This window comes from Mitsuaria sp. 7 (assembly GCF_001653795.1).
Taxonomy (GTDB): Bacteria; Pseudomonadota; Gammaproteobacteria; order Burkholderiales; family Burkholderiaceae_C; genus Roseateles.
This window is the reverse complement of record NZ_CP011514.1, coordinates 3,948,788-3,968,964: the sequence shown is the minus strand read 5'-3', so window position 1 is coordinate 3,968,964 and position 20,177 is coordinate 3,948,788. Positions and strand designations below refer to the sequence as shown.

At 69.1% G+C, this 20,177-nt stretch carries 19 protein-coding genes; 11 read left to right on the top strand and 8 right to left on the bottom strand.

Features of this window, described 5'->3' with window-relative positions:
* The first annotated feature begins 44 nt into the window (after positions 1-44).
* A complete protein-coding gene (locus ABE85_RS17385) occupies positions 45-2,393 on the top strand; it encodes a DUF5682 family protein (RefSeq protein WP_067277348.1) in 2,349 nt (782 codons plus the stop codon).
* On the top strand, positions 2,390-3,562 hold the full coding sequence (locus ABE85_RS17380; RefSeq protein WP_157522562.1) for a VWA domain-containing protein: 1,173 nt from the start codon (positions 2,390-2,392) through the stop codon (positions 3,560-3,562). Before ABE85_RS17385 ends, ABE85_RS17380 begins: the two co-directional genes overlap by 4 nt.
* 24 nt (positions 3,563-3,586) lie before the next feature.
* Here ABE85_RS17380 and ABE85_RS17375 read toward each other — a convergent pair whose 3' ends face one another.
* Together ABE85_RS17375 and ABE85_RS17370 are read right to left on the bottom strand one after the other, a co-directional pair.
* Positions 3,587-4,225: a DJ-1/PfpI family protein gene (locus tag ABE85_RS17375; protein ID WP_067277341.1), complete on the bottom strand. Its 639-nt coding sequence runs from the start codon at positions 4,223-4,225 to the stop codon at positions 3,587-3,589.
* A gap of 75 nt (positions 4,226-4,300) precedes the next feature.
* Positions 4,301-4,738: a GNAT family N-acetyltransferase gene (locus ABE85_RS17370; RefSeq protein WP_067277336.1), complete on the bottom strand. Its 438-nt coding sequence runs from the start codon at positions 4,736-4,738 to the stop codon at positions 4,301-4,303.
* A gap of 5 nt (positions 4,739-4,743) precedes the next feature.
* Here ABE85_RS17370 and ABE85_RS17365 point away from each other — a divergent pair, with 5 nt between their 5' ends.
* The gene (locus ABE85_RS17365) at positions 4,744-5,394 is read left to right on the top strand and encodes a demethoxyubiquinone hydroxylase family protein (RefSeq protein WP_231993113.1); all 651 of its coding nucleotides are present in this window, start codon (positions 4,744-4,746) and stop codon (positions 5,392-5,394) included.
* A gap of 39 nt (positions 5,395-5,433) precedes the next feature.
* Here the strand turns inward: ABE85_RS17365 and ABE85_RS17360 are convergent, their stop codons facing one another.
* Complete coding sequence (locus ABE85_RS17360) at positions 5,434-6,237, bottom strand: TlpA disulfide reductase family protein (protein WP_067277333.1); 804 nt, start codon at positions 6,235-6,237, stop codon at positions 5,434-5,436.
* A gap of 50 nt (positions 6,238-6,287) precedes the next feature.
* Positions 6,288-6,701 carry a VOC family protein gene (locus ABE85_RS17355; RefSeq protein ID WP_067277329.1) on the bottom strand — a complete coding sequence of 138 codons (414 nt, stop codon included), beginning with the start codon at positions 6,699-6,701 and terminating at the stop codon, positions 6,288-6,290.
* A gap of 99 nt (positions 6,702-6,800) precedes the next feature.
* Here ABE85_RS17355 and ABE85_RS17350 point away from each other — a divergent pair, with 99 nt between their 5' ends.
* From ABE85_RS17350 to ABE85_RS17335, 4 genes are read left to right on the top strand one after another with little or no spacing between them, the layout of a single operon-like run.
* On the top strand, positions 6,801-7,445 hold the full coding sequence (locus ABE85_RS17350; protein ID WP_067277327.1) for a LysE family translocator: 645 nt from the start codon (positions 6,801-6,803) through the stop codon (positions 7,443-7,445).
* Positions 7,446-7,458: 13 nt separating this feature from the next.
* On the top strand, positions 7,459-7,869 hold the full coding sequence (locus ABE85_RS17345) for a VOC family protein (RefSeq protein ID WP_067277324.1): 411 nt from the start codon (positions 7,459-7,461) through the stop codon (positions 7,867-7,869).
* Positions 7,866-8,255: a hypothetical protein gene (locus ABE85_RS17340; RefSeq protein WP_067277321.1), complete on the top strand. Its 390-nt coding sequence runs from the start codon at positions 7,866-7,868 to the stop codon at positions 8,253-8,255. Before ABE85_RS17345 ends, ABE85_RS17340 begins: the two co-directional genes overlap by 4 nt.
* Before the next feature lie 17 nt (positions 8,256-8,272).
* Positions 8,273-8,851: a putative glycolipid-binding domain-containing protein gene (locus ABE85_RS17335; RefSeq protein ID WP_082938703.1), complete on the top strand. Its 579-nt coding sequence runs from the start codon at positions 8,273-8,275 to the stop codon at positions 8,849-8,851.
* A gap of 106 nt (positions 8,852-8,957) precedes the next feature.
* Here ABE85_RS17335 and ABE85_RS17330 read toward each other — a convergent pair whose 3' ends face one another.
* A complete protein-coding gene (locus ABE85_RS17330) occupies positions 8,958-10,175 on the bottom strand; it encodes an MFS transporter (protein WP_067277317.1) in 1,218 nt (405 codons plus the stop codon).
* A 158-nt stretch (positions 10,176-10,333) separates the two neighbouring features.
* On the opposite strand from ABE85_RS17330, the gene ABE85_RS17325 reads away from it, so the two are divergent.
* Both ABE85_RS17325 and ABE85_RS17320 read left to right on the top strand, forming a co-directional pair.
* Positions 10,334-11,296 (top strand): LysR family transcriptional regulator, encoded by a 963-nt coding sequence (locus ABE85_RS17325; RefSeq protein WP_067277314.1) that lies wholly within the window; start codon positions 10,334-10,336, stop codon positions 11,294-11,296.
* A gap of 127 nt (positions 11,297-11,423) precedes the next feature.
* The gene (locus tag ABE85_RS17320) at positions 11,424-11,630 is read left to right on the top strand and encodes a hypothetical protein (RefSeq protein ID WP_067277311.1); all 207 of its coding nucleotides are present in this window, start codon (positions 11,424-11,426) and stop codon (positions 11,628-11,630) included.
* An 82-nt stretch (positions 11,631-11,712) separates the two neighbouring features.
* Here the strand turns inward: ABE85_RS17320 and ABE85_RS17315 are convergent, their stop codons facing one another.
* The 3 genes from ABE85_RS17315 to ABE85_RS17305 form a co-directional block, all read right to left on the bottom strand.
* A complete protein-coding gene (locus tag ABE85_RS17315; RefSeq protein ID WP_067277309.1) occupies positions 11,713-12,672 on the bottom strand; it encodes a hypothetical protein in 960 nt (319 codons plus the stop codon).
* A gap of 47 nt (positions 12,673-12,719) precedes the next feature.
* Complete coding sequence (locus ABE85_RS17310; RefSeq protein ID WP_067282975.1) at positions 12,720-14,243, bottom strand: oligopeptide:H+ symporter; 1,524 nt, start codon at positions 14,241-14,243, stop codon at positions 12,720-12,722.
* A gap of 255 nt (positions 14,244-14,498) precedes the next feature.
* On the bottom strand, positions 14,499-17,663 hold the full coding sequence (locus ABE85_RS17305) for an Rne/Rng family ribonuclease (RefSeq protein ID WP_067277307.1): 3,165 nt from the start codon (positions 17,661-17,663) through the stop codon (positions 14,499-14,501).
* A gap of 826 nt (positions 17,664-18,489) precedes the next feature.
* Between ABE85_RS17305 and ABE85_RS17300 the strand changes: the two genes are divergently transcribed.
* Both ABE85_RS17300 and ABE85_RS17295 read left to right on the top strand, forming a co-directional pair.
* Positions 18,490-19,455 carry an RluA family pseudouridine synthase gene (locus ABE85_RS17300; RefSeq protein WP_067277305.1) on the top strand — a complete coding sequence of 322 codons (966 nt, stop codon included), beginning with the start codon at positions 18,490-18,492 and terminating at the stop codon, positions 19,453-19,455.
* Positions 19,456-19,487: 32 nt separating this feature from the next.
* A complete protein-coding gene (locus ABE85_RS17295; RefSeq protein WP_067277299.1) occupies positions 19,488-20,144 on the top strand; it encodes an HAD family hydrolase in 657 nt (218 codons plus the stop codon).
* The last annotated feature ends 33 nt before the right edge of the window (positions 20,145-20,177 follow it).

Genomic DNA, 20,177 nt, shown 5'->3' with positions numbered 1-20,177 from the left:
CTTCCCTTCCTCAATCCCGAGCCCCTGACTCTTCACGAGCGGCCATGAGCGATCCGGTCCATTACTTCGGCGTGCGGCACCACGGCCCGGGCTGCGCGCGCAGCCTGCTGGCCGCGTTCGAGGCGCTGAAGCCCGACTGCGTGCTGATCGAGGGTCCGCCCGAGGCGGATGGCCTCGTCGCCGCCGTGCTCGATCCCGCGATGGCGCCGCCGGTCGCGCTGCTGACGCACGGCGTGGAGGAATCGGGCCGCGCGGTCTACCACCCGTTCGCGAGCTTCTCGCCGGAGTGGCAGGCCTTGCGTTGGGCAGGACTCGCCGGCGTGCCGGTCCGCTTCATCGATCTGCCGGTCGGTATCTCGCTTGCGTTGGAGAAGGCGAGGGAAGAAGAGGCTACGCAGCCGACCGCGGAACCGACGCCGGAACCGACGCCGGAATCCACACCGGAATCGACGGAGCCTGATTCCACGGATGAGTCGGCCGGGCGCTCGGCGCGTCGCGGCGATCCGCTGGACTGGCTCGCGCGCGCGGCCGGCTACGCCGATGGCGAGACCTGGTGGAACCACATGGTCGAGGAGCGGGGCGACGGCGAAGACCTGTTCGCCGCGATCTCGGAGGCGATGACGACGCTGCGCGCCGAGTCCGGCGACGACGAGACCCTCGATCCCCGGACGCCGCGCGCCCGCCGCGAGGCGATGCGCGAGGCCCACATGCGCCAGTGCATCCGCGCGGCGCGCAAGGAGGGCTTCGAGCGCATCGCCGTCGTCTGCGGCGCCTGGCACCTGGGAGGCCTGCGGGCCGAAGTCACCGCGAAGGCCGACCAGGCGCTGCTCAAGGGCCTCCCCAAGCTCAAGGTCACGAGCACCTGGGTGCCGTGGACCTACCGGCACCTCGCGCGCGCGAGCGGCTATGGCGCCGGCATCCACTCGCCCGGCTGGTACGAGCACCTGTGGCTGAGCGGCCAGGAAGGCCCGGACGGTGAGCGCCGTCCTCGCGCGATCGGCTGGCTCGCCCGCGTCGCGCGGCTGATGCGCGAACGCGACCTCGACTGCTCCTCCGCCCATCTGATCGAGGCGGCCCGGCTCGCCGACACGCTGGCCGCGCTGCGGCAGCGGCCTGCGCCGGGCCTGGACGAACTGCACGAGGCGACGCGCACGGTCATGACGCTGGGCGACGACGCCGTGCTCGGCTTCATCCGCGATGAACTGGTCATCGGCGATCAACTGGGGAGCGTGCCGGCCGACGTGCCCACGGTGCCGCTGCAGCGCGATCTGGAACAGCTGCAGAAGTCGCTGCGCATGAAGCCCGAGGCGACGCAGAAGACGCTGGACCTCGACCTGCGCCAGCCCAACGATCTGGCGCGCAGCCATCTGCTGCATCGACTGCGACTGATCGACCTGCCGTGGGGCGAGATCGCGCGCACGGGCAAGTCCTCGCGCGGGACTTTCCATGAGATCTGGACGCTGCAATGGCAGCCGGAGTTCGCGCTGCGCCTGATCGAGGCGAGCCGCTGGGGCCAGTCGGTCGCGCACGCCGCGACGACCGCCGTGGCCGAGCGCTGCGGACAATCGGCGACCTTGGCCGCGCTGGCGGAACTCGTCGATCGCGTGCTGCTCGCCGACCTGCCGGACGCGGTGACGATCGCCTCGCGCGCGCTGCAGGACCACGCCGCGATCACGGGCGACGCCGACCAGCTGCTGGGCGCGTTGCCGCCGCTGGCCAACGTCTTCCGCTACGGCAACGTGAGGCAGACCGACGCGGCGATGGTGGGCGATGTCTTCGACGGCCTCGTGACGCGCGCGGCGATCAGCCTGCCGCTGATGGGCGATTCGCTGGACGAGGCCGCGTCGGAGCAGGTCCGCGACCGGCTCCTCGGCGCGCAGGCGGCGGTGCGGCTGCGCGATCCGGGCCGCCAGTCCGAGCCCTCGACGCAATGGCGCGCCGCCGTCGCGCAACTGGCCGGCCGCGAGGGCGCGCACGCGCTGCTGCGCGGCCTGTGCACGCGGCTGCTGCTGGACGACGGCCTGATCACGGCGGACGACGCGGGCACGGCGATCTCGCTGCAGCTGTCGCGCGCGGCGGAGCCGGCCAGGGCGGCGGCGTGGCTGGACGGCTTCCTCAACCGCAATGCCGTCGTGCTGCTGCATCACGACGGCGTCTGGCCGCTGGTCGACGCGTGGCTGAGCGGCCTCGACGACGAGCACTTCATCCGCGTGCTGCCGCTGGTGCGGCGCACCTTCGCGCACTTCGACGCGGGCGAGCGGCGCGACCTCGGTCAGCGCGCGGCGCGCAAGGGCGGCGGTGCGGGCGCCGTGACGGCCTCGGCGGAATGGGACGAAGCGCGCGCGGCGCTCCCGCTGCCGTTGCTGCGACTGATGCTGGGAGTGGACGCATGAGTACGAGCGATGCGGATCGCCTGCGCCGCTGGCGCCTGGTGCTAGGCGGCGAAGCCGAGGAGAGCTGCGGCGCCTTGGGCGGCGATGCGATGGAGATGGACCAGGCGCTGAGCGCGCTGTACGGCGACGGCGGCGGCCTGGGCGACGACCGCCGCGGCGGTCGCGGCAACTCGGCGCCGCGCGTGGCGCGCTGGCTGGGCGACATCCGGAAGTACTTCCCGAGTTCCGTCGTGCAGGTGATGCAGAAGGACGCGCTGGAACGGTTGAATCTGCGCGACATGCTGCTGCAGCCCGAGATGCTGCAAGGCGTGCAGCCGGACGTGCACCTGGTCGCGAACCTCATGGCCCTGTCGCGGGTGATCCCGGCGGGAACGAAGGACACCGCGCGCCGCGTCGTGCGTCAGGTCGTCGACGAGTTGATGAAGCGGCTCGAGGAACCGATGCGCGCGGCGGTGACCGGCGCGCTCGACCGCAGCCAGCGAAACCGCCGGCCTCGGCTGTCGGAGATCGACTGGCACCGGACGATACGCGCCAACCTGCGGCACTGGCAGCCGGAACTGCGCACGGTGATCCCGGAGACGCTGCACGGCTACGGTCGCAAGGCGCGGCGTCCGCAGCGCGAGGTGGTGCTGTGCATCGACCAGAGCGGGTCGATGGCGAACTCGGTCGTCTACTCGAGCATCTTCGGCGCGGTGCTCGCATCGCTGCCGGCGGTGAGCACGAAGCTGGTCGTCTTCGACACGGCGGTCGTCGACATGACCGAGCAGCTCGACGATCCGGTCGATCTGCTGTTCGGCGTCCAGCTGGGCGGCGGGACTGACATCAACGGCGCGGTGGCGTATTGCCAATCGCTGATCCGCGAGCCGCGCAACACGATCTTCGTGCTGATCTCCGATCTGTACGAGGGCGGCGTCGAGCCGCAGCTGCTGCGCCGCGCGGCGTCCCTGGTCGAGAGCGGCGTGCAATGCGTGGCCTTGCTCGCGCTCAGCGACGAGGGCGCGCCGGCCTACGACCGCCCGCTCGCGGCCAAGCTGGCGGCACTGGGCGTGCCGTCCTTCGCGTGCACGCCGGACGCCTTCCCGGGCCTGATGGCCGCGGCGATCCGCCGCGATGACATCGGTGCGTGGGCGGCGGGGCAGGGCATCGTGACGGCGGCCAAAGGCGCTTGAGGCGCTTGAGCCGCCTGAGCCGCCTCAGCGCCCTTCGGCCGCCTGCGCCATCTTCGCGAAGTACGCCGACTTGCCGGTCTTGTTGAGCTGGTACCAGGCCTCGAGCGTGTCGGGCTCGTAGATGTCGAGCGTCTCGAAGATCGCGCGCGCGAAGTCCAGCGCCGACATGCCGCCCGCGGTGAGCAGGCCGCGGTCCGACACGACGGGCTCGTCGACGTAGCGGTCGCTGCCGGCGTATTCCTCGACGCCCTTCAGATAGGACAAGGCATTGCTCGTGTGCTGCCGGTCGTCGAGCACGCCGAGCCGCGCGAGGCCCGCCGTCGCGCCGCAGATCGCGGCGACCCGCTTGCCGGCGTCGAGGAACTCCTGGGCCTTCTTCGCGGCTTCCATGTGCTCGCCCTTGTCCCAGCCGGCGCCGCCGGGGAGGATCAGCAGCTCGCTGTCGTCGGGGAACAGCGTCGACAGGCGGATGTCGGGCATCACCGACAGGCCGCCCATCGAGCGCGTCAAATTGGCGCCGGCGGCGGCGACGGTCTTCACCTGCCAGTCGCCGGGCGTCTTCTGGAATTCGGGCGTGTTGATGCCCGCGACCGCATAGGCGGCCTCCCAGTCGGCGAAGCCTTCGAAGAGGTAGAGATGGACGGTGCGGGTAGGGGTGTTCATGCCGGGATGGCGGCAAGGTGCGTGCCCGCCGGCCCGCGTGCCCGTCCCTGCTGATGTGGCGCCGCGCAGCCGCGATCAGCCGGGCAGCTTCTTCACCATGAAGAACTTGGAGCCCGCCACGCCGTGGCCTGGGATCTCCAGTTGCACCGCGTAGCCGAGGCGCTCATAGAACGGGCGGGCCTGGAAGCTGAAGGTGCTGAGGTAGAAGGTGTCGCAGCCGCGCCCGATCGCGCGCTGCTCGAAGGCGCGGACGACGGCGCCACCGACGCCGGCACCGCGATGCGCCGCATCGACCCAGAGCTGCTTGAGCTCGCAGCAGCGCCCCAGCGTGCGCCCGACCGCGCCGCCGATCACGCGGCCGCCGGCGTCGTAGGCGGCGCTCGACAGGCCATGCTGACCGTCGAAGGCGCCGTGATCGCCGAAGGCCTCGTTGTGCTGGTCGAGACCGGCGTCGACCAGGGCGGCCAGACCCGGCTTGGGATCGTCGAAGGCGGCGGTGGTGAAGGCGGTCATGGGGCGTGAGCGGGCAGGGACTCGCCGGATGTTACGCGGCGGGTCGAATCCACCAGACCCTGGAGAAACCGCGCATGACGGCGTCACCGGGCGTGCGCGACACTCGCCGGATGGATCTCACTGTTGTCTCCTTGCGCGACGGCGAAACGCTCGGCGATCGCTTCCTGAAGGTCAACCATGCGGGGGAGCACGGCGCCGTGCACATCTACGCGGGGCAGATCCTGATGGCGCGTGTCACGGCACGCTCGATGCTCCCCGCGTTGCGCGATTTCAAGGCGCATGAAGAGGGTCACCGGGCGATCTTCTGGGGCGAGCTGCAGCGACGAGGACGACCGCGCTGCCGCAGCTACTGGCCGTGTGCTCTCGGCGGCGTCGTCCTAGGTCTCGTGACCGGTCTGCTCGGCCGCCGGGCGATCGCGGCGACGACGGTCGCCGTCGAGCGGGTCGTGCTGACGCATCTCGACGCCCAGGTCGCGTGTCTGCAAGGCAACGATGAAGCGGCTGTCAGTGCCATCGGCGCGATCGTGGCCGAGGAGCGGGAGCATTGCGATGCCTTCGCCGATGAACTCGGAGAAGGCTCGTTGTGGGTCAAGTTGCTGACGCCGGTCGTGGCCGCATCGACGAAGACGGTCATCTGGCTCGGCTTGCGTCTGTGAGAACGACACGCGCGTCGGATCGATCTGTGCCGGTCGGCGTCATCGCAGCTGCCTCAACATCGCTTCCAACGCCGGCTGCGACAGTTCTCCGGTGCGCTTGCCGACGAGCTTCCCCGATGCGTCGAAGAGCAGGGTGGTGGGATATCCCACCTGCTTGAACACCGCGCTGGCCTGACGACGTTCGTCGATGGCGACGTTGCTCAGGGTCAGGCGTTGCTGGCCCAGCCACTTCGCGACGTGGGCCGCGTCCTCGCCCTGGTTGATGAAGACGAAGCGCACGTCGGGTCGGTCGCGCTGCGCCTGCGCGAGCATCGGCATCTCGCGGATGCAGGGTCCGCACCAGGTCGCCCACAGGTTGATCAGCACGGGCCTCCCGCGCAGCGCGGCGAGATCGATGGCGTCGCCGTTCAATTGCTGGAAGCTCAGTGTCGGCAGCGGTTCGGTCGCAGGCCGCATGGCGAGCTGGATCTGCCCCGCGATCACGATCGCCGTGCCCAGCGCCAGCGGTACGCTCGCCGAGAGCCGCATCGCCGGCACGTTCCGCAGCTGGAAGGTCGCATACATCCACATCGCGATGATGCCGATCTCGGGCGACCAGCCACCGTCGCGCAGGTTGAGGATGCTGAGCGGGTGCTCGACGTACAGCTCCTTGTACTGGTAGAGGAAACCGAGCCGCGCGAACACGATGGCGACCCAGAGGCTGCGCCACAGCAGCGGTCCCGCGTCCTGCCCGCGCCTGCGCGCGAGGAAGGTGGCGATCACCAGCGACGCGGCCACCGCCACGCACAGGTGCAGGAACGCCCAAGGCAGCACCAGGGGTCCGATGGCGACGGCCTCGTTCATCGAGGGTCGTCCGGTGCGCGCGTTCTCGAGCGGTCAGTCATCGGAACCGTTCAGGTCGCGAAAATCCCGTCCGTGGATGCGAAGCCCTTGACCTCGATCGGATTGCCCGAGGGGTCGAGGAAGAACATCGTCGCCTGCTCGCCGGGCTGGCCGGCGAAGCGGATGCTGGGCTTGAGCACGAACTCGATGCCGTGCGTCTCCAGCCGGTCCGCGAGCGCGCGCCAGTCCGGCATCGCGAGGATCACGCCGAGGTGCGGCATCGGGACCATGTGGTCGCCGACCTTCCCGGTGTTGCCCGTCCTGAACGGCTCGCCGAGGTGCAGCGAGATCTGGTGGCCGAAGAAGTCGAAGTCGACCCAGGTGTCGGTGCTGCGGCCCTCCTCGCAGCCGAGCACGCCGCCGTAGAAGGCGCGGGCGTCGTCGAGGTCGCGCACGTGGTAGGCCAGGTGGAAGACGGATCGCATGGGGACTCCCGGGCAGGGGTGATCGATCGGACGATCCTAGCCCTGAAGCCGCGACCGCTAACATCGGTCCCTTCTGTGTCGTGCGCTAGGGAGATCGGTGTGGATGTGACCAGCTGGTTGGGCTTTGTCAGTGTGGCGCTGTTCGTCACGTTCACGCCGGGGCCGGCGGTGCTGATGGCGATCTCGAACTCGCTCAGCGTCGGGCCCCGACGTGCGATGGTCGGCTCGCTGGGCAATGCGATCGGGCTGCTGGCCGTGTCCGCGGCGACGACGGCGGGACTGGGCGTGCTGCTGAGCACCTCGGCGCAGGCCTTCCTGGTCGTGAAGCTGCTCGGCGCCTGCTACCTGATCTGGCTGGGCATCAAGCAATGGCGTCAAGGCGCGCGGATGGCCATGGCCACGGGCGATGCGGCCGCCGCGGAGGTGGCCGGCCTGTCGCGCCGGGCGCTGTTCCTGCGCGGCATCATGGTCGCGCTGACGAATCCGAAAGCGATCCTGTTCTTCACCGCCCTGTTCCCGCAGTTCATGAACCACCCGGAGTCGGCGCTGCGCGACTTCGTCGTGCTGACGGTGACCTTCTCCTCCTGCGCGGTGCTGGCGCACGCGTTCTATGTGCTGCTCGCGCGGGCGCTGCGGCGCGGCCTCGCGGCGCCGTCGCGCGTGAAGATCATGAACCGGACCTTCGGCGCGTGCTTCGTCGCGCTGGGCGTCAGCCTGATCGGCTGGCGCGGCCGGACGCAGTGAAGGAGGCGCAGCGATGTTCTCTCACCTCTTCGTCGGCATCACCGACTTCGACCGGGCGCTGGCGTTCTACACGCCGGTGATGGCGGCGCTGAAGCAGCCGCAGCGCTTCGTCGATCCGGCTTATCCGCGGGCGGGCTGGCAGTCCGCGCAGACCGTGCGACCGCTGTTCCTGATCGGACGCCCGCTCGAAGGCGAGGCCTGTTTCGGCAACGGCCAGATGACCGCGTTCATGGCGGCCTCGCGTGCGATGGTCGACGAGGTCCATGCCGCGGCAATCGCCCACGGCGGGACCTGCGAAGGCGCGCCCGGCCTGCGGCCCCAATACCATCCGAACTACTACGGCGCCTACTTCCGCGATCCGGATGGGAACAAGCTGTGCGTGGTGTGTCATGAGGCGGAGCCGTCGCCGTCGGAGGGCGCTTGAAAGTCTCCGGCGATTCTTCGTTCCAGCGGCTCGTCGGACGCGGCGCGATGGCGTGCCTCGTCGCGTTGTTGTCGCTGACCGCTTCGGCCGCCCCCTCGGCGTTCCCGGTGGAGGTGACGGCGCTCGTCGAACGACACGGGGCCTGCACGCACTGGCTCGGCGAGCCGGGGGAAGGCGATGCGGAGCGCCAACGGGACATCGAGTGGGGCATGTGCCAGAGCTGTCCCGGCACTGATGCGCGCCTGGCCGCGTTGAAGAAGAAGTACCGCGGCGATCCCGCCGTGATGGCAGTGCTTCAGCCACTGGACCCGCAGGTGGAGCCCATGGGCAAGGACGAGGCGAAGCGCTTCTGCGCGACGACGCGCAAGCCGGCGTGGGCGAAGTAGCAATCAAGGAGCCCGTCATGCCTCTGCCTCGCACCGTCTGCTGGATCCCGCTGTGGAATGCCGCGCAACCCGGCGTGGGCATCGAGCACATGCGGCTCTCCGACGGACACGCCGACGGCGTCGTGATCGCCATCGACGAGGAAGCTGGGTCGTTTCGACTCGCCTATCGTCTCGACTGGGATGAGCGTTGGCGATTGCGCGAAGCGGCGTTATCGCTCATCGATGGCGAGGGCGCCTCGATTCGCTCGATGCAGCTGAAGACCGATGGCGGTGGCCACTGGCAGGACGGCGAGGGCCGGGCACTTGCTGATCTCGACGGATGCCTGGACATCGACATCTGGCCCACGCCGTTCACCAACAGCTTTCCGATCCGACGCGTCTCGTTGGCCATCGGTGAACGACGCGAGTTCCGCATGGCCTGGGTCGACGGCACCACGCTGACCGTGCGCGCGCAGGCGCAGGCCTATACGCGACTCGACGATCGGCGCTATCGCTTCGAGTCGCTGGACGGCTCCGGCTTCACCGCCGATCTGCCGGTGGATGACGACCTGCTCGTGCTCGACTACCCCGGCCTTTTCAAGCGGCACGGCGTCTGAAGCGGGAAGCTCGCGATACTGCGCGTCCCCGCCGACTGTCCTTCCCACCATGAGCTTCCAGAGGCGGGGCGACTGAACTTACCTGACTCGCCCGAGTCTTCCCGCGTCACTCGTCGGCGCCGAGCCGCACCACCAGCGCCGCGGCGCTCGCCACCGTCGCCAGTCCCGTCACGCCGATCCAGCCCCAGTGGGTCAGCAGCACGCTGCCCAACGCGGCGCCGGTCGCCATGCCGATGAACATGCCCGTGAACAGCAGCGCGTTGAGGCGGCTGCGCGCCGCGGGGTCCAGGCTGTAGACGATCGTCTGGTGCGCGACCAGCGCGGCCTGCACGCCGAAGTCGAAGACGATGGCGAGCACCACCAGCACGACGATGGCCGCACCGCGGTCCAGCCATGCCGTTACCGACATCACCGCGAAGGACAGCGCCACGAGGAGCGAGCCGAGCTTGGTCACCACACCGGGGCCGCGCCTGTCAGCGAAACGACCTGCCAGCGGCGCGGCGAGCGCGCCCGCAGCACCCGCCAGGCCGAATGCGCCCGATACCGCGCTGCCAAGCCCGAAGCGCTCGTGCAGCATCACTGCGAGGGTCGACCAGAAGGCGCTGAACGCCACCGCCAGCAGCGCCTGCGCGATCGCGGCGCGACGCAGCGTCGGCAGCGTCTTCCACAGCCCGCCAAGCGAGCGCAGCAGCGCGCCATACGTCGTGCGCATTGCCGGCGGTGACGACGGCAGCCAGCGCCAGCTGGCCAGCCCCGTGATCGTCAGCGCCGTCGCCGCCAGGCCGTAGACCCAGCGCCATCCGAACGCCTGCGCGATCACGCCGCTCATCACGCGCGACAGCAGGATGCCGAGCAGCAGCCCGGTCATCACCTGGCCGACGATTCGGCCGCGGTGCTCGGCGGGGCTCAAGGTCGCGGCCATCGGCACGACGTCCTGCGCCAGCGTGGCCGTCAGGCCCAGCACGGCGCTGGCCACGAGGAAGGGCGCGAAGCCCGGCGCGAACGCACACAGCAGCAGCGTGGCGATCAGCAGCACGAACTTGGTGAGGATCACCTTGCGGCGGTCGAAGCGGTCGCCCAGCGGCGTCAGCAGCAGGATGCCGGCCGCGTAGCCGAGCTGCGTCAGCATCGGCACCGCGCCGATGCCGGCCGTCGAGGCGTGCAGGTCCTCGGCCAGCGGGGCCAGGATCGGTTGGCTGTAATACAGCGACGCGGCGCCGAGACCCGCCGACGCCGCCAGCAGCACGATCAACGGTGCGGACGGTGTGGTGGCATCGCGCGGCGCGGCGGTGGCGGCGTTGGATGGCATGGGAAGGCTGGACATCGCGGCTCCCGGAGGATGGTTCAAGATGGCGTGAAGGAGAAGAGGGTGGAGCAGGGGGCGCTTGAGCGCCGAATGACCCGCATTCTTCTTGTCCAGGGCTGTCGCGGGAACCGGTCCGGCTTGCACAGCGCCCATACGCACGGCGTATAAAGCGGGTCATGAACGACGCCAACCGGGACAGCGGCCAGGACCGCCTCGCGCTGCTGCAGACCTTCCTCCGCGTGGCGGAGGCCGGCAGCTTCTCCGCCGCCGCGCTCCAGCTCGCGACCACGCAACCGACAGTCAGCCGCCGCGTGCAGATGCTGGAATCGCTGCTGGGCGCGCGACTGGTCGAGCGCTCCACGCGCGGGCTGCGCCTGACCGAGGAGGGGGAGCGCTGCGCCGCGCAGGCGCAGGACCTGATCGATGGCTGGCAGTCCCTGGCGGAGGAGCTCGAAGGCGGCGAGGACCTCTCCGGCACGCTGCGCCTGCGCGTTCCCCATGCCTTCGGGCAGAGCCAACTGATCGAGCCGCTCGCGGCCTTCCTCTGCAAGCACCCGCGTGTGTCGGTGGAGTGGATGCTGCAGGACCAGTTGCCGGACTTCAGCCGCGAGAACGTCGACTGCTCGCTGCTGGTCGGCGAGATCAGCCAGCCCAACCTGATCGCGACGCAGCTGGCCGAGATCCCCCGCGTGCTGGTCGCCACGCCGCAGCTCGCGAAGAAGCTGCCGAAGGGCCTGGGCAAGAAGCCGCCGGAGGAGATCGCCGCGGTGCTCGGCGCGCAGCCGTGGCTGGCGCTGCTGGCGTTCTATCGCGACGGCGTGGACCTGCGCGCCGCGGACGGCGAGGAACGGATGCACATCGCGTTCCGCCCGCGCCTGGGCACGGACAGCCTCTTCGCGCTCATCGAGTCGGCCCGTCGGGGATTGGGCTTCGCCCTGGTGTCGCAATGGGCCGTCTTCGATGACATGGCCGAGGGACGTCTGGTCCGTGTCCTGCCCGAGTGGTGCGCGAGTCCGCTGCCGATCTCACTCGTCTACCCCTCGCGGCGTCTTCAGCCCGCGCGACTGCGCGCGTTCCTGCAAGTGATGCGCGACGTCATTCCGACGATGCGTGGCATGCGCGAAACCCGCAGGCGTTGAGCCCCTCTATTCCGCGTGTCTCGCTGTCGCAAAGTCGAGGACAAGAACGCATCGATGGGTCAGTGATCACCGTTCGGGTTGGACATAGATTTGTCCGGTGATCCAAGTACTCCCAAGGAGCTGATTCATGGTTGAAGGAATATCCAAACGACTGGTCCGTGCCGGTTTGAGCGAGATTGAAGCCGGCGCGATTGCCGTCGAGATCCAGACCGCAATTTCCGAAGAAAGGTGGCGACGGACGGACGAGCGCTGGAAGGACTACTTCGTCCTGTTCATGGCCATCGTCAGCCTTGGGTTCTGCTCGATTTCTCTGGTCAGACTCTTTGCGCACTGACTCGACAAGAAAGAAGACCGCCCTCGGGCGGTCTTCTTCATGGTGCCGACGGATCGTCCGATCCGACGGCGCAAGCGGGTGATCAGCCCTTCGTCGCGGCCTTCGCCGGCGCGGCCGGCTTCTTCGCTCCGGGAGGCAGCGCCTTGCCGGTGCTGGTCATGGCCATCTCCATGTCCATGCGCATCTTGTTGCCCTGCGGGCCGGCCATGTCCACGCCCATCGTCATCGCCATCGTGCTGCGCACCATCAGGCGATCCGCGAGCCGCAGGTCCATCTTGCCGCGGCCCGAGCCGCTCATCACGCCCTCGACCGGGCCCGCCGGCGCCGACGCGCCCGAGGCCGGCTGCGCCGGCGCGGCGAAGCTCATGTCCATCCGAACGTCCACGTCGAACGACGCGATGCCCTTGTTCACCGAGGTCAGCGTGTATCGGCCCAGCAGCTTGCCGGTCTTGGCCCCGGTCATCGGCAGGTTCATGTCGATCGGCATCTCGATCGTCTCGCCCACCTTCAGCGACTTGCCGTTGAACTTGCGCATCCAGTCGAAGCTCTGGTTGAAGATCTTCTCCTGCACTTCCTTGCTCAGCGCCTGCGCCTGCCCGGCGTTGGACAACTGCAGATCGATCTTCTCGAACTGGTCGTCCTTCAGCTGCGCGCTGAAACGCATCGTCCCCTGCGGCGGCACCGGCCGCGTCTGGCCCGTGCCGTCGCGCATCTCGCTCTTGAGCGGCGTGATCTCGGCGTTGAGCGTGTAGGCGCCGTCGGCGGCCTTCGCCGTCGTCGACAGGTCCTGGCGCATGCCCATCTTCATGGTGATGGGCATCGTGGCCTTCATCTGCGCCATCTGCGCCTGCTGCTGCTCGGTCGCGTTGGGCGGCAGCTGCATGGACATGTTCATCTTCATGTCCATGGCGATGTCGACCTGCTGCCGCGTCGACGGCAGCGGCACCATGTTGAGCTTGACGCTGTCCTGCGCCATCGCGGCGGGCACCGCCACCGCGGCCTGCACCGCCAGCGCGGCGACCAGTGAAAGGATTCGTGCCATGCGTGTGTCTCCCTGAATCTGCTTGAGTCTGTTTGAGACGAGGGGCCTCAGCCCCGGTAGTTGTCCTGCATCCGGTACCCGCGCGCATAGAGCGCGAAGAGCAGCGCCGCGAGCAGCGCGAAGCCGGCGAAGAAGAACATCTGGAAGGCCGTGACGCTGGTCCCCGTGGACTGGATGTAGGCCGTCACCGCCGCGCCCTTGACGCTGGAGTTGGCCAGCAGCACCCACAGGTTGCCGATCGTCACCGACAGGTTCCAGAAGCTCGTGATCACGCCCTTCATCGCCAGCGGCGCCTGACTGTAGGCGAACTCCAGGCCGGTCGCCGACACCAGCACCTCGCCCAGCGTCAGCAGCGCGTAGGGCAGCACCTGCCAGGTGATGTCGACCGCGTGGCCGCCGTCGATCCACAGCTGCAGGCCGCCGACCACGATCCACGCCAGGCCCGCGAACGCGATGCCCGCGCCCATGCGGCGCAGCGCGGTGACCTTCAGGCCCAGCTTCGACAGCAGCGGGTACAGCACCAGGTTGTTGAACGGGATCAGGATCATGACCAGCGCCGGGTTCAGCGCCTGCATCATCGAGGACTTGAACCACTCGGGCTTGGCCATCTGGTCGGCCTGCAGCACCCAGGTCGACGCCTTCTGGTCGAACAGGGACCAGAACGGCGTGACCAGCGCGAAGAGCACCAGCAGGCGCAGCACTGTGCGCACGCCTTCGACGGCTTCGGCCGGATGCACCGCGCGGGCGCGTTCCAGCTGCATCCAGGCGCCGACGCCACCGAAGCCCATCACCAGCACCAGCGCCGAGCAGAACGCGATCACGAAGCCGAGGTTGGGCGTCAGCACCAGCGCGCCGATCGCGAGCACCACGCCCAGGCCGGCGACGATCAAGCCACCGCGGCCCTGGCCGGGCGCCTGCGACAGCAGCGCCGTGCGCACGACCTTCAGGAAGCCGTGCGGGTCGCGGTGCGACTCGCCGGCCGGCACGTGCGTGTACTTGCGGCGGCCGCTCCAGAAGATCACCGTCGCGAGGAACATCAGCGCGCCCGGGATGCCGAAGGCGATGCTCGCGCCCAGCTTGTCCAGGAAGATCGGCATCAGCAGCGACGCGAAGAACGAGCCGAAGTTGATGATCCAGTAGAAGGCGTCGAAGACCTTCTGCGCCAGCGTGCGGTTGCTCTTGTCGAACTGGTCGCCGATGAAGGAACTCACCAGCGGCTTGATGCCGCCCGAGCCCAGCGCGATCAGGAACAGGCCGAAGTAGAACCCGCGCAGGTTGTTCTCGAAGATCGCCAGGCAGGCATGGCCGGCGCAGTACACCAGGCTCAGCCAGAAGATGGTGTTGTACTTGCCGAAGAAACGGTCCGACAGCCACCCGCCCAGCAGCGGGAAGAAGTAGACGCCGATGACGAAGGTGTGGAACACCTCCTTGGCCTCGCCCTTGCGCAACGGCTCCGGGATCGCCAGCAGCAGGCTGGTCATCAGGAACACCGTCAGGATGTTGCGCATCCCGTAGAAGCTGAAGCGCTCGCAGCCCTCGTTGGCGATGATGTACGGGATCTGCGGCGGCATCTTGGGCGCGGCCTTGGCGCCGGCCGCGTCGCCCGGCTGGGCAGCGATGGTGGACGTGTTCACGGGTCTGTCTCCGTCATGTCTCGGGGCGCTCGTGACGCCCCAAAAGGAAAGCCGCCGAGGGGTGTCTCGGCGGCTGTGGTGTTCGGGCTCGGGTGGCCTTCATGGGGTGGCGTACTTCAGCGGTCGCTGGCCCTCACCCCTGCCCTCTCCCGCAAGCGGGAGAGGGAGTTCATGCCGTCATCAAGCTTCGAATCAGGCTTCGAACGGCAGCTTGATCTGGTTGAGGTCCTTGCGGGTCTCGACCAGGACCAGCGGGCCCTCTTCGACCACCACCACCGGCGCGGGTTCGCGGCCCAGCGGCGCAGCGGCCGGCTCGGCAGCGATCGCGGCCTTGGCGGCGGCAATCTTGTCGGCATCGCTGTTGACCCAGACCAGACCGGCGCCTTCGGCGACAGCGCTGAGCTCGGTCATCGGCAGTTCGAAGCGGGCGACCGGGGCCACCGGTGCGGCCGGAGCAGCAACGGGAGCCGGAGCCTGCACCGGAGCAGCAGCCACAGGGGCCGGCGCCTGGACCGGAGCCGGCGTCGGAGCGGCAGCCGCCACCGGCGCTTGCACCGGGGCCTGCTTCGGCTCGTCGCCCAGTTCCAGCTGACGCGGGGCAGCGCCGGCATCCAGCACGATGCCGTCCAGCGCGGCGACGGCCGGCGTGGCGGCAACGTCGCCTTCGGCAGTCACGCCGTCAGCCGGTGCGCCTTCGCCTTCGCGGCGCTCACGGCGATGACGGTCGCGACCACGGCCACGACGGCGGCCTTGGCCATCCGCGTTGCCTTCCGCGCCTTCTTCACCAGCCGGGGCGTCACCGTCGACCACCGCAGCGGCAGCGGATCCGGCACCTTCAGTGAACGAGGTGTCGCCGGACTGGGCCTGGCCTTCGACCAGCGTGCCTTCGACCTGCTCACCCCCCTCGACGCCTTCACCGCGGTCGCGGTTGCCGCGACGACGACGACGACGGCCTTGACGCTCGTCGCCGGCTTCACCCAGCGGGTTCTCCAGCGGTTGCGTGTCGGCGAAGGCGATCGGCGATTCGACGTTCGCGGCTTCGGTGCCGGCCAGCGCGGCCAGTTGCTCCTGCGAACCATCGGCCGGGCGTTCCTCGCGGCGGCGGCGGCCTTCGCCGCGCTCGCCCCGATCACCGCGCTCACCCCGTTCAGGACGATCACCGCGGTCGGTGCGTTCCTGACGCGGTGCGCCTTCGACGGCCTGTTCCGGCTTGTCGGCGCGCTCGTTGCGGCGCGGACGGTCACCGCCACGCTCGCCACGTTCACCGCCGCGATCACCGCGCTCGCCACGTTCGGCGCGCTCGCCACCGCGTTCGGCACGCTCACCGCGCTCCGCGCGGTCGCCGCGTTCCGGACGCTCGGCGCGACCTTCCTGCTGCGGCTTGCCTTCACCGCGCGGCTTGCCGTCGCGGGCCTTCTGTTCACCGCGCTCGCCGCGTTCACCGCCGGCGCGTTCACCACGCTCGCCGCGTTCGCCACGGCGGTTGCGATCGCCGCCACGGCCGCGATCACCACCGCGTTCGCCACGGTCGCTGCGTTCACCGCGCTCGCCACGTTCCTTCTTCGCGGGCTCGGCCGACTTGGCCGCGGGGGCCGGTGCCGGTGCGGGCGCAGGCTCGCCGCCGAACAGGCTCTTGATCCAGCCGAAGAAGCCACCACCGGCGGCCACGGGCGCAGCCGGCGCGGGCGGTGCCGCCACGGGGGCGGCGGCCACCGGCTCGACGGCCTTGGGCGCGGCAGCGACCGGCATCGGGGCCGGCTGCTCCGGCAGGATGCCCTTGATCAGCGGCTCCTGCTTGTTCTTCTTCTCGGCGCCGCGGCGGGTGATGCTTTCCTCTTCCTGCTGCTCCTCGATCATCGTGTAGCTCGCCTGCAGGTTCTCCAGGCGGGGATCGTCGTGGCGCAGGCGCTCGAGCTTGTAGTTCGGCGTGTCCAGGTGACGGTTGGGCACCAGCAGCACGGTCACGCGCTGCTTGAGCTCGATCTTGGTGATCTCGGTGCGCTTCTCGTTCAGCAGGAACGAGGTCACTTCCACCGGCACCTGCACGTGCACGGCGGCGGTGTTGTCCTTCATGGACTCTTCCTGGACCATGCGCAGGATCTGCAGCGCGGAGGACTCCGTGTCGCGGATGTGGCCGGTGCCGTTGCAGCGCGGGCAGGTGATGTGGCTGCCTTCGCTCAGCGCCGGGCGCAGGCGCTGGCGGCTCAGTTCCAGCAGGCCGAACTTGCTGATCGAGCTGAACTGCACGCGGGCCCGGTCCTGGCGCAGCGCGTCGCGCAGGCGCTGTTCGACCTCGCGGCGGTTCTTGGACTCCTCCATGTCGATGAAGTCCACGACGATCAGGCCGCCCAGGTCCCGCAGACGCATCTGGCGCGCGATCTCGTCGGCGGCTTCCAGGTTGGTGCGGGTGGCGGTTTCCTCGATGTCGCCGCCGCGGGTGGCGCGCGCCGAGTTCACGTCCACCGAGACCAGCGCCTCGGTGTGGTCGATCACGATGGCGCCGCCCGAGGGCAGGTTCACCGTGCGGCTGAAGGCCGTCTCGATCTGGTGCTCGATCTGGAAGCGGCTGAACAGCGGCGCGTCGTCGCGGTAGCGCTTGACCTTGTGTGCCGTCTCCGGCATCACGTGCGACATGAACTGGTGGGCCTGTTCGAAGATGTCGTCCGTGTCGATCAGGATCTCGCCGATGTCGGCGGTGAAGTAGTCGCGGATCGCGCGGATCACCAGCGACGACTCCTGATAGATCAGGAAGGCGCCCTTGCCGCCCGACGCTTCGTCGATGGCGGTCCAGAGCTTGAGCATGTAGTTCAGGTCCCACTGCAGCTCGGCGGCGGAACGGCCGATGCCGGCGGTGCGGGCGATCAGCGACATGCCCTTGGGGTACTCGAGCTGGTCGAGCGCGTCCTTCAGCTCTTCCCGGTCCTCTCCCTCGATGCGGCGCGAAACGCCGCCGCCGCGCGGGTTGTTGGGCATCAGCACCAGGTAGCGGCCGGCCAGCGACACGAAGGTCGTCAGGGCGGCGCCCTTGTTGCCGCGCTCTTCCTTCTCGACCTGGACCAGCAGCTCCTGGCCTTCCTTGATCACGTCCTGGATCTTGGCGGAGCGCACGTCGGCGCCTTCGCGGAAGTAGGTGCGCGAGATTTCCTTGAACGGCAGGAAGCCGTGGCGGTCCTCGCCGTAGTCGACGAAGCAGGCCTCCAGCGACGGCTCGACGCGCGTCACGACCGCCTTGTAGATGTTGCCCTTGCGCTGTTCGCGGCCTTCGATCTCGGTCTCGAAGTCCAACAGCTTCTGTCCATCGACGATGGCCAGGCGACGCTCTTCCTGCTGCGTCGCGTTGATCAGCATGCGTTTCATCAGTTCTCCTCCACGCCAGGGCATTGCCGCTGACGCGCGTACTTCAGAACCGCCGCCGGAGGTTCACCGGCGGGCGATTCGACCGATGCACGAGTAACGCGAAAGAACCAATGAAAGGATCGCCCTGGACTGCAAATTGAACGGCTCGTTCGACCGTTCAGCGATGCAGCGTTGGCGCGTGCGCCGCGGGCCCCGGGTCGGCTGTCTTGGTCCTCAAACGCGCCGACTGAGGCGCGACCCGACCACGGCCGGAGCCTGGCGTGTGGACGAAGCCAACACGCGCTCGCAGGCGGCGGGGGGTGGAATGGACCGAAGAAAACATCCGGAATCGGAGCCTGGGTGCTGACGTCAGCGCCTGGGCCTTGCGGCCCGTCTTCTGTCGTCGTGAAACCTTGTTGTACTGCCCGCGCCGTCTGCCGACATCCTGGAATGCGACCGGCCGCGTGGGCATGGTTCTGACGATGTTGCTCTGCCGTCCGGCCTCGGTACCTGCCCGCTCGCTTTGGGAAGCGGGCCCGACAACGATGACCTGACGTTGCATCACCAAAAGTGATGAGCAGCCTACTCACAATCGCTGCTCACTGCCACGTTCTCGTCGACCTCGAACGCGCACGTCCGAGTAAAATGAGAAAAATCAAATACTTAGAACGGAAACGTGGCAAGCAGCATTATAGGGGCTAAAGCCCGCAAGGCCGCCCCAGGGACTGCCCGCAGTGCCACGAGGGCCCCCGCGCCCCCCAAAGCCCGGTCGACACCCGGGACGGCACCGGTCAAGCCGGCCACATCTTCACCCGTCGCGCCGCCCGCAGCGCCGGCCGCACCGGTCATGCCGGCGCAGGTCCGTCAACTGACCGTCGACGAGGGCTCCGCCGGACAACGGCTGGACAACTTCCTGATCCGCGAACTCAAGGGCGCGCCCAAGACGCTGGTCTACCGGATCATCCGGTCCGGCGAGGTGCGCATCAACAAGGGCCGCTGCAGCGCCGACTCCCGGCTGGCCGTGGGCGACGTGGTGCGCGTGCCGCCGGTGCGTCTGGCGGAGAAACCCGCCGAACAGACCGCCGCCATTCCCGCGCGCGAGTTCCCCATCGTCTTCGAGGACGAGCACCTGATCGTCGTCGACAAGCCCGCCGGCGTGGCGGTGCACGGCGGCTCGGGCGTGAGCTTCGGCGTGATCGAGCAGTTGCGCCGCGCACGCCCGCAGGCGAAGTTCCTGGAGCTGGTGCACCGGCTGGACAAGGAAACCTCCGGCCTCCTGATGATCGCCAAGAAGCGCAGCGCGCTGACGCATCTGCAGGACCAGTTGCGGGACCGCGAGACCGGCAAGACCTACGCGGCGCTGGTGAGCGGCACCTGGACGAAGAGCAAGAAGGTCGTCGACGTTCCGCTGCTGAAGTTCGTCGGCAGCGACGGCGAGCGCTGGGTGAGGGCGGTGCCCGATCCCAAGGATCCGCAGGCGGACCAGGCCAAGCGGTCGATCAGTCTGGTGAAGGTCGTCGAAGTCTGTGCGGGCTACAGCCTGCTCGACGTCACCATCAAGACCGGCCGGACGCACCAGATCCGGGTCCACCTGGCTCATGAGGGCCACGCGATCGTCGGGGATCCCAAGTACGGCGACTTCGAGGCCAACCGCCAGATCGCGCGCGGGGCCTTGCGCTTCGACCGCATGTTCCTGCACGCGCGCCTGTTGCGCGTGGTGCACCCGGCCACGGGCGAGACCTTGACCCTGGAGGCGCCGTTGCCCCCCGAGTGCGAGAAACTCCTGGCCGCGCTGCGTCGCCCCTCGCCCTGACGACCCGCCCCGACGACCTCCTCCGGATCACCATGCCTCAACGCTTCGACCTCATCGTGTTCGACTGGGACGGCACCCTGTTCGACTCCACCGCGCTGATCGTGCGTTGCATGCAGTCGGCGGCCGCGGACCTCGGCCTGGAGCCGCCGTCGCGCGAGCTCGCCGCCTATGTCATCGGCATGGGCCTGATCGAGGCGCTGCAGTACGCGCTGCCGGGCCTGGACCCGTCGCGGTATCCGGAGCTCGGCCAGCGCTACCGCCATCACTACTTTGCGTCGGCGCACGAGGTGACCCTGTTCGACGGCGTGCCGGAACTGCTGCGCGACCTGAAGGCGCGTCACCACTGGCTGGCGGTCGCGACCGGCAAGAGCCGCCGCGGCCTGGACGAGGCGCTGGCCGCGGTGGACATGAAGACGCTGTTCGACGGCACCCGCACCGCGGACGAGACCGCCGGCAAGCCCGATCCGCAGATGCTGCTGGAGTTGATGCGCGAGTTCGGCGCCGAGCCGGAGCGCACGCTGATGATCGGCGACACGACGCACGACCTGCAGCTGGCGCGCAATGCCGGCTGCCCGGCGGTGGCGGTGACCTACGGCGCGCATGAACACGAATCGCTGCGCGGCTTCGAGCCGCTGCTGGTCGCGCACGACGTGCCGACGCTGCACGAGTGGCTGCTGGCCAACGCCTGACCGCGCGACGACCGCCTCCCGATCACTTCCCGA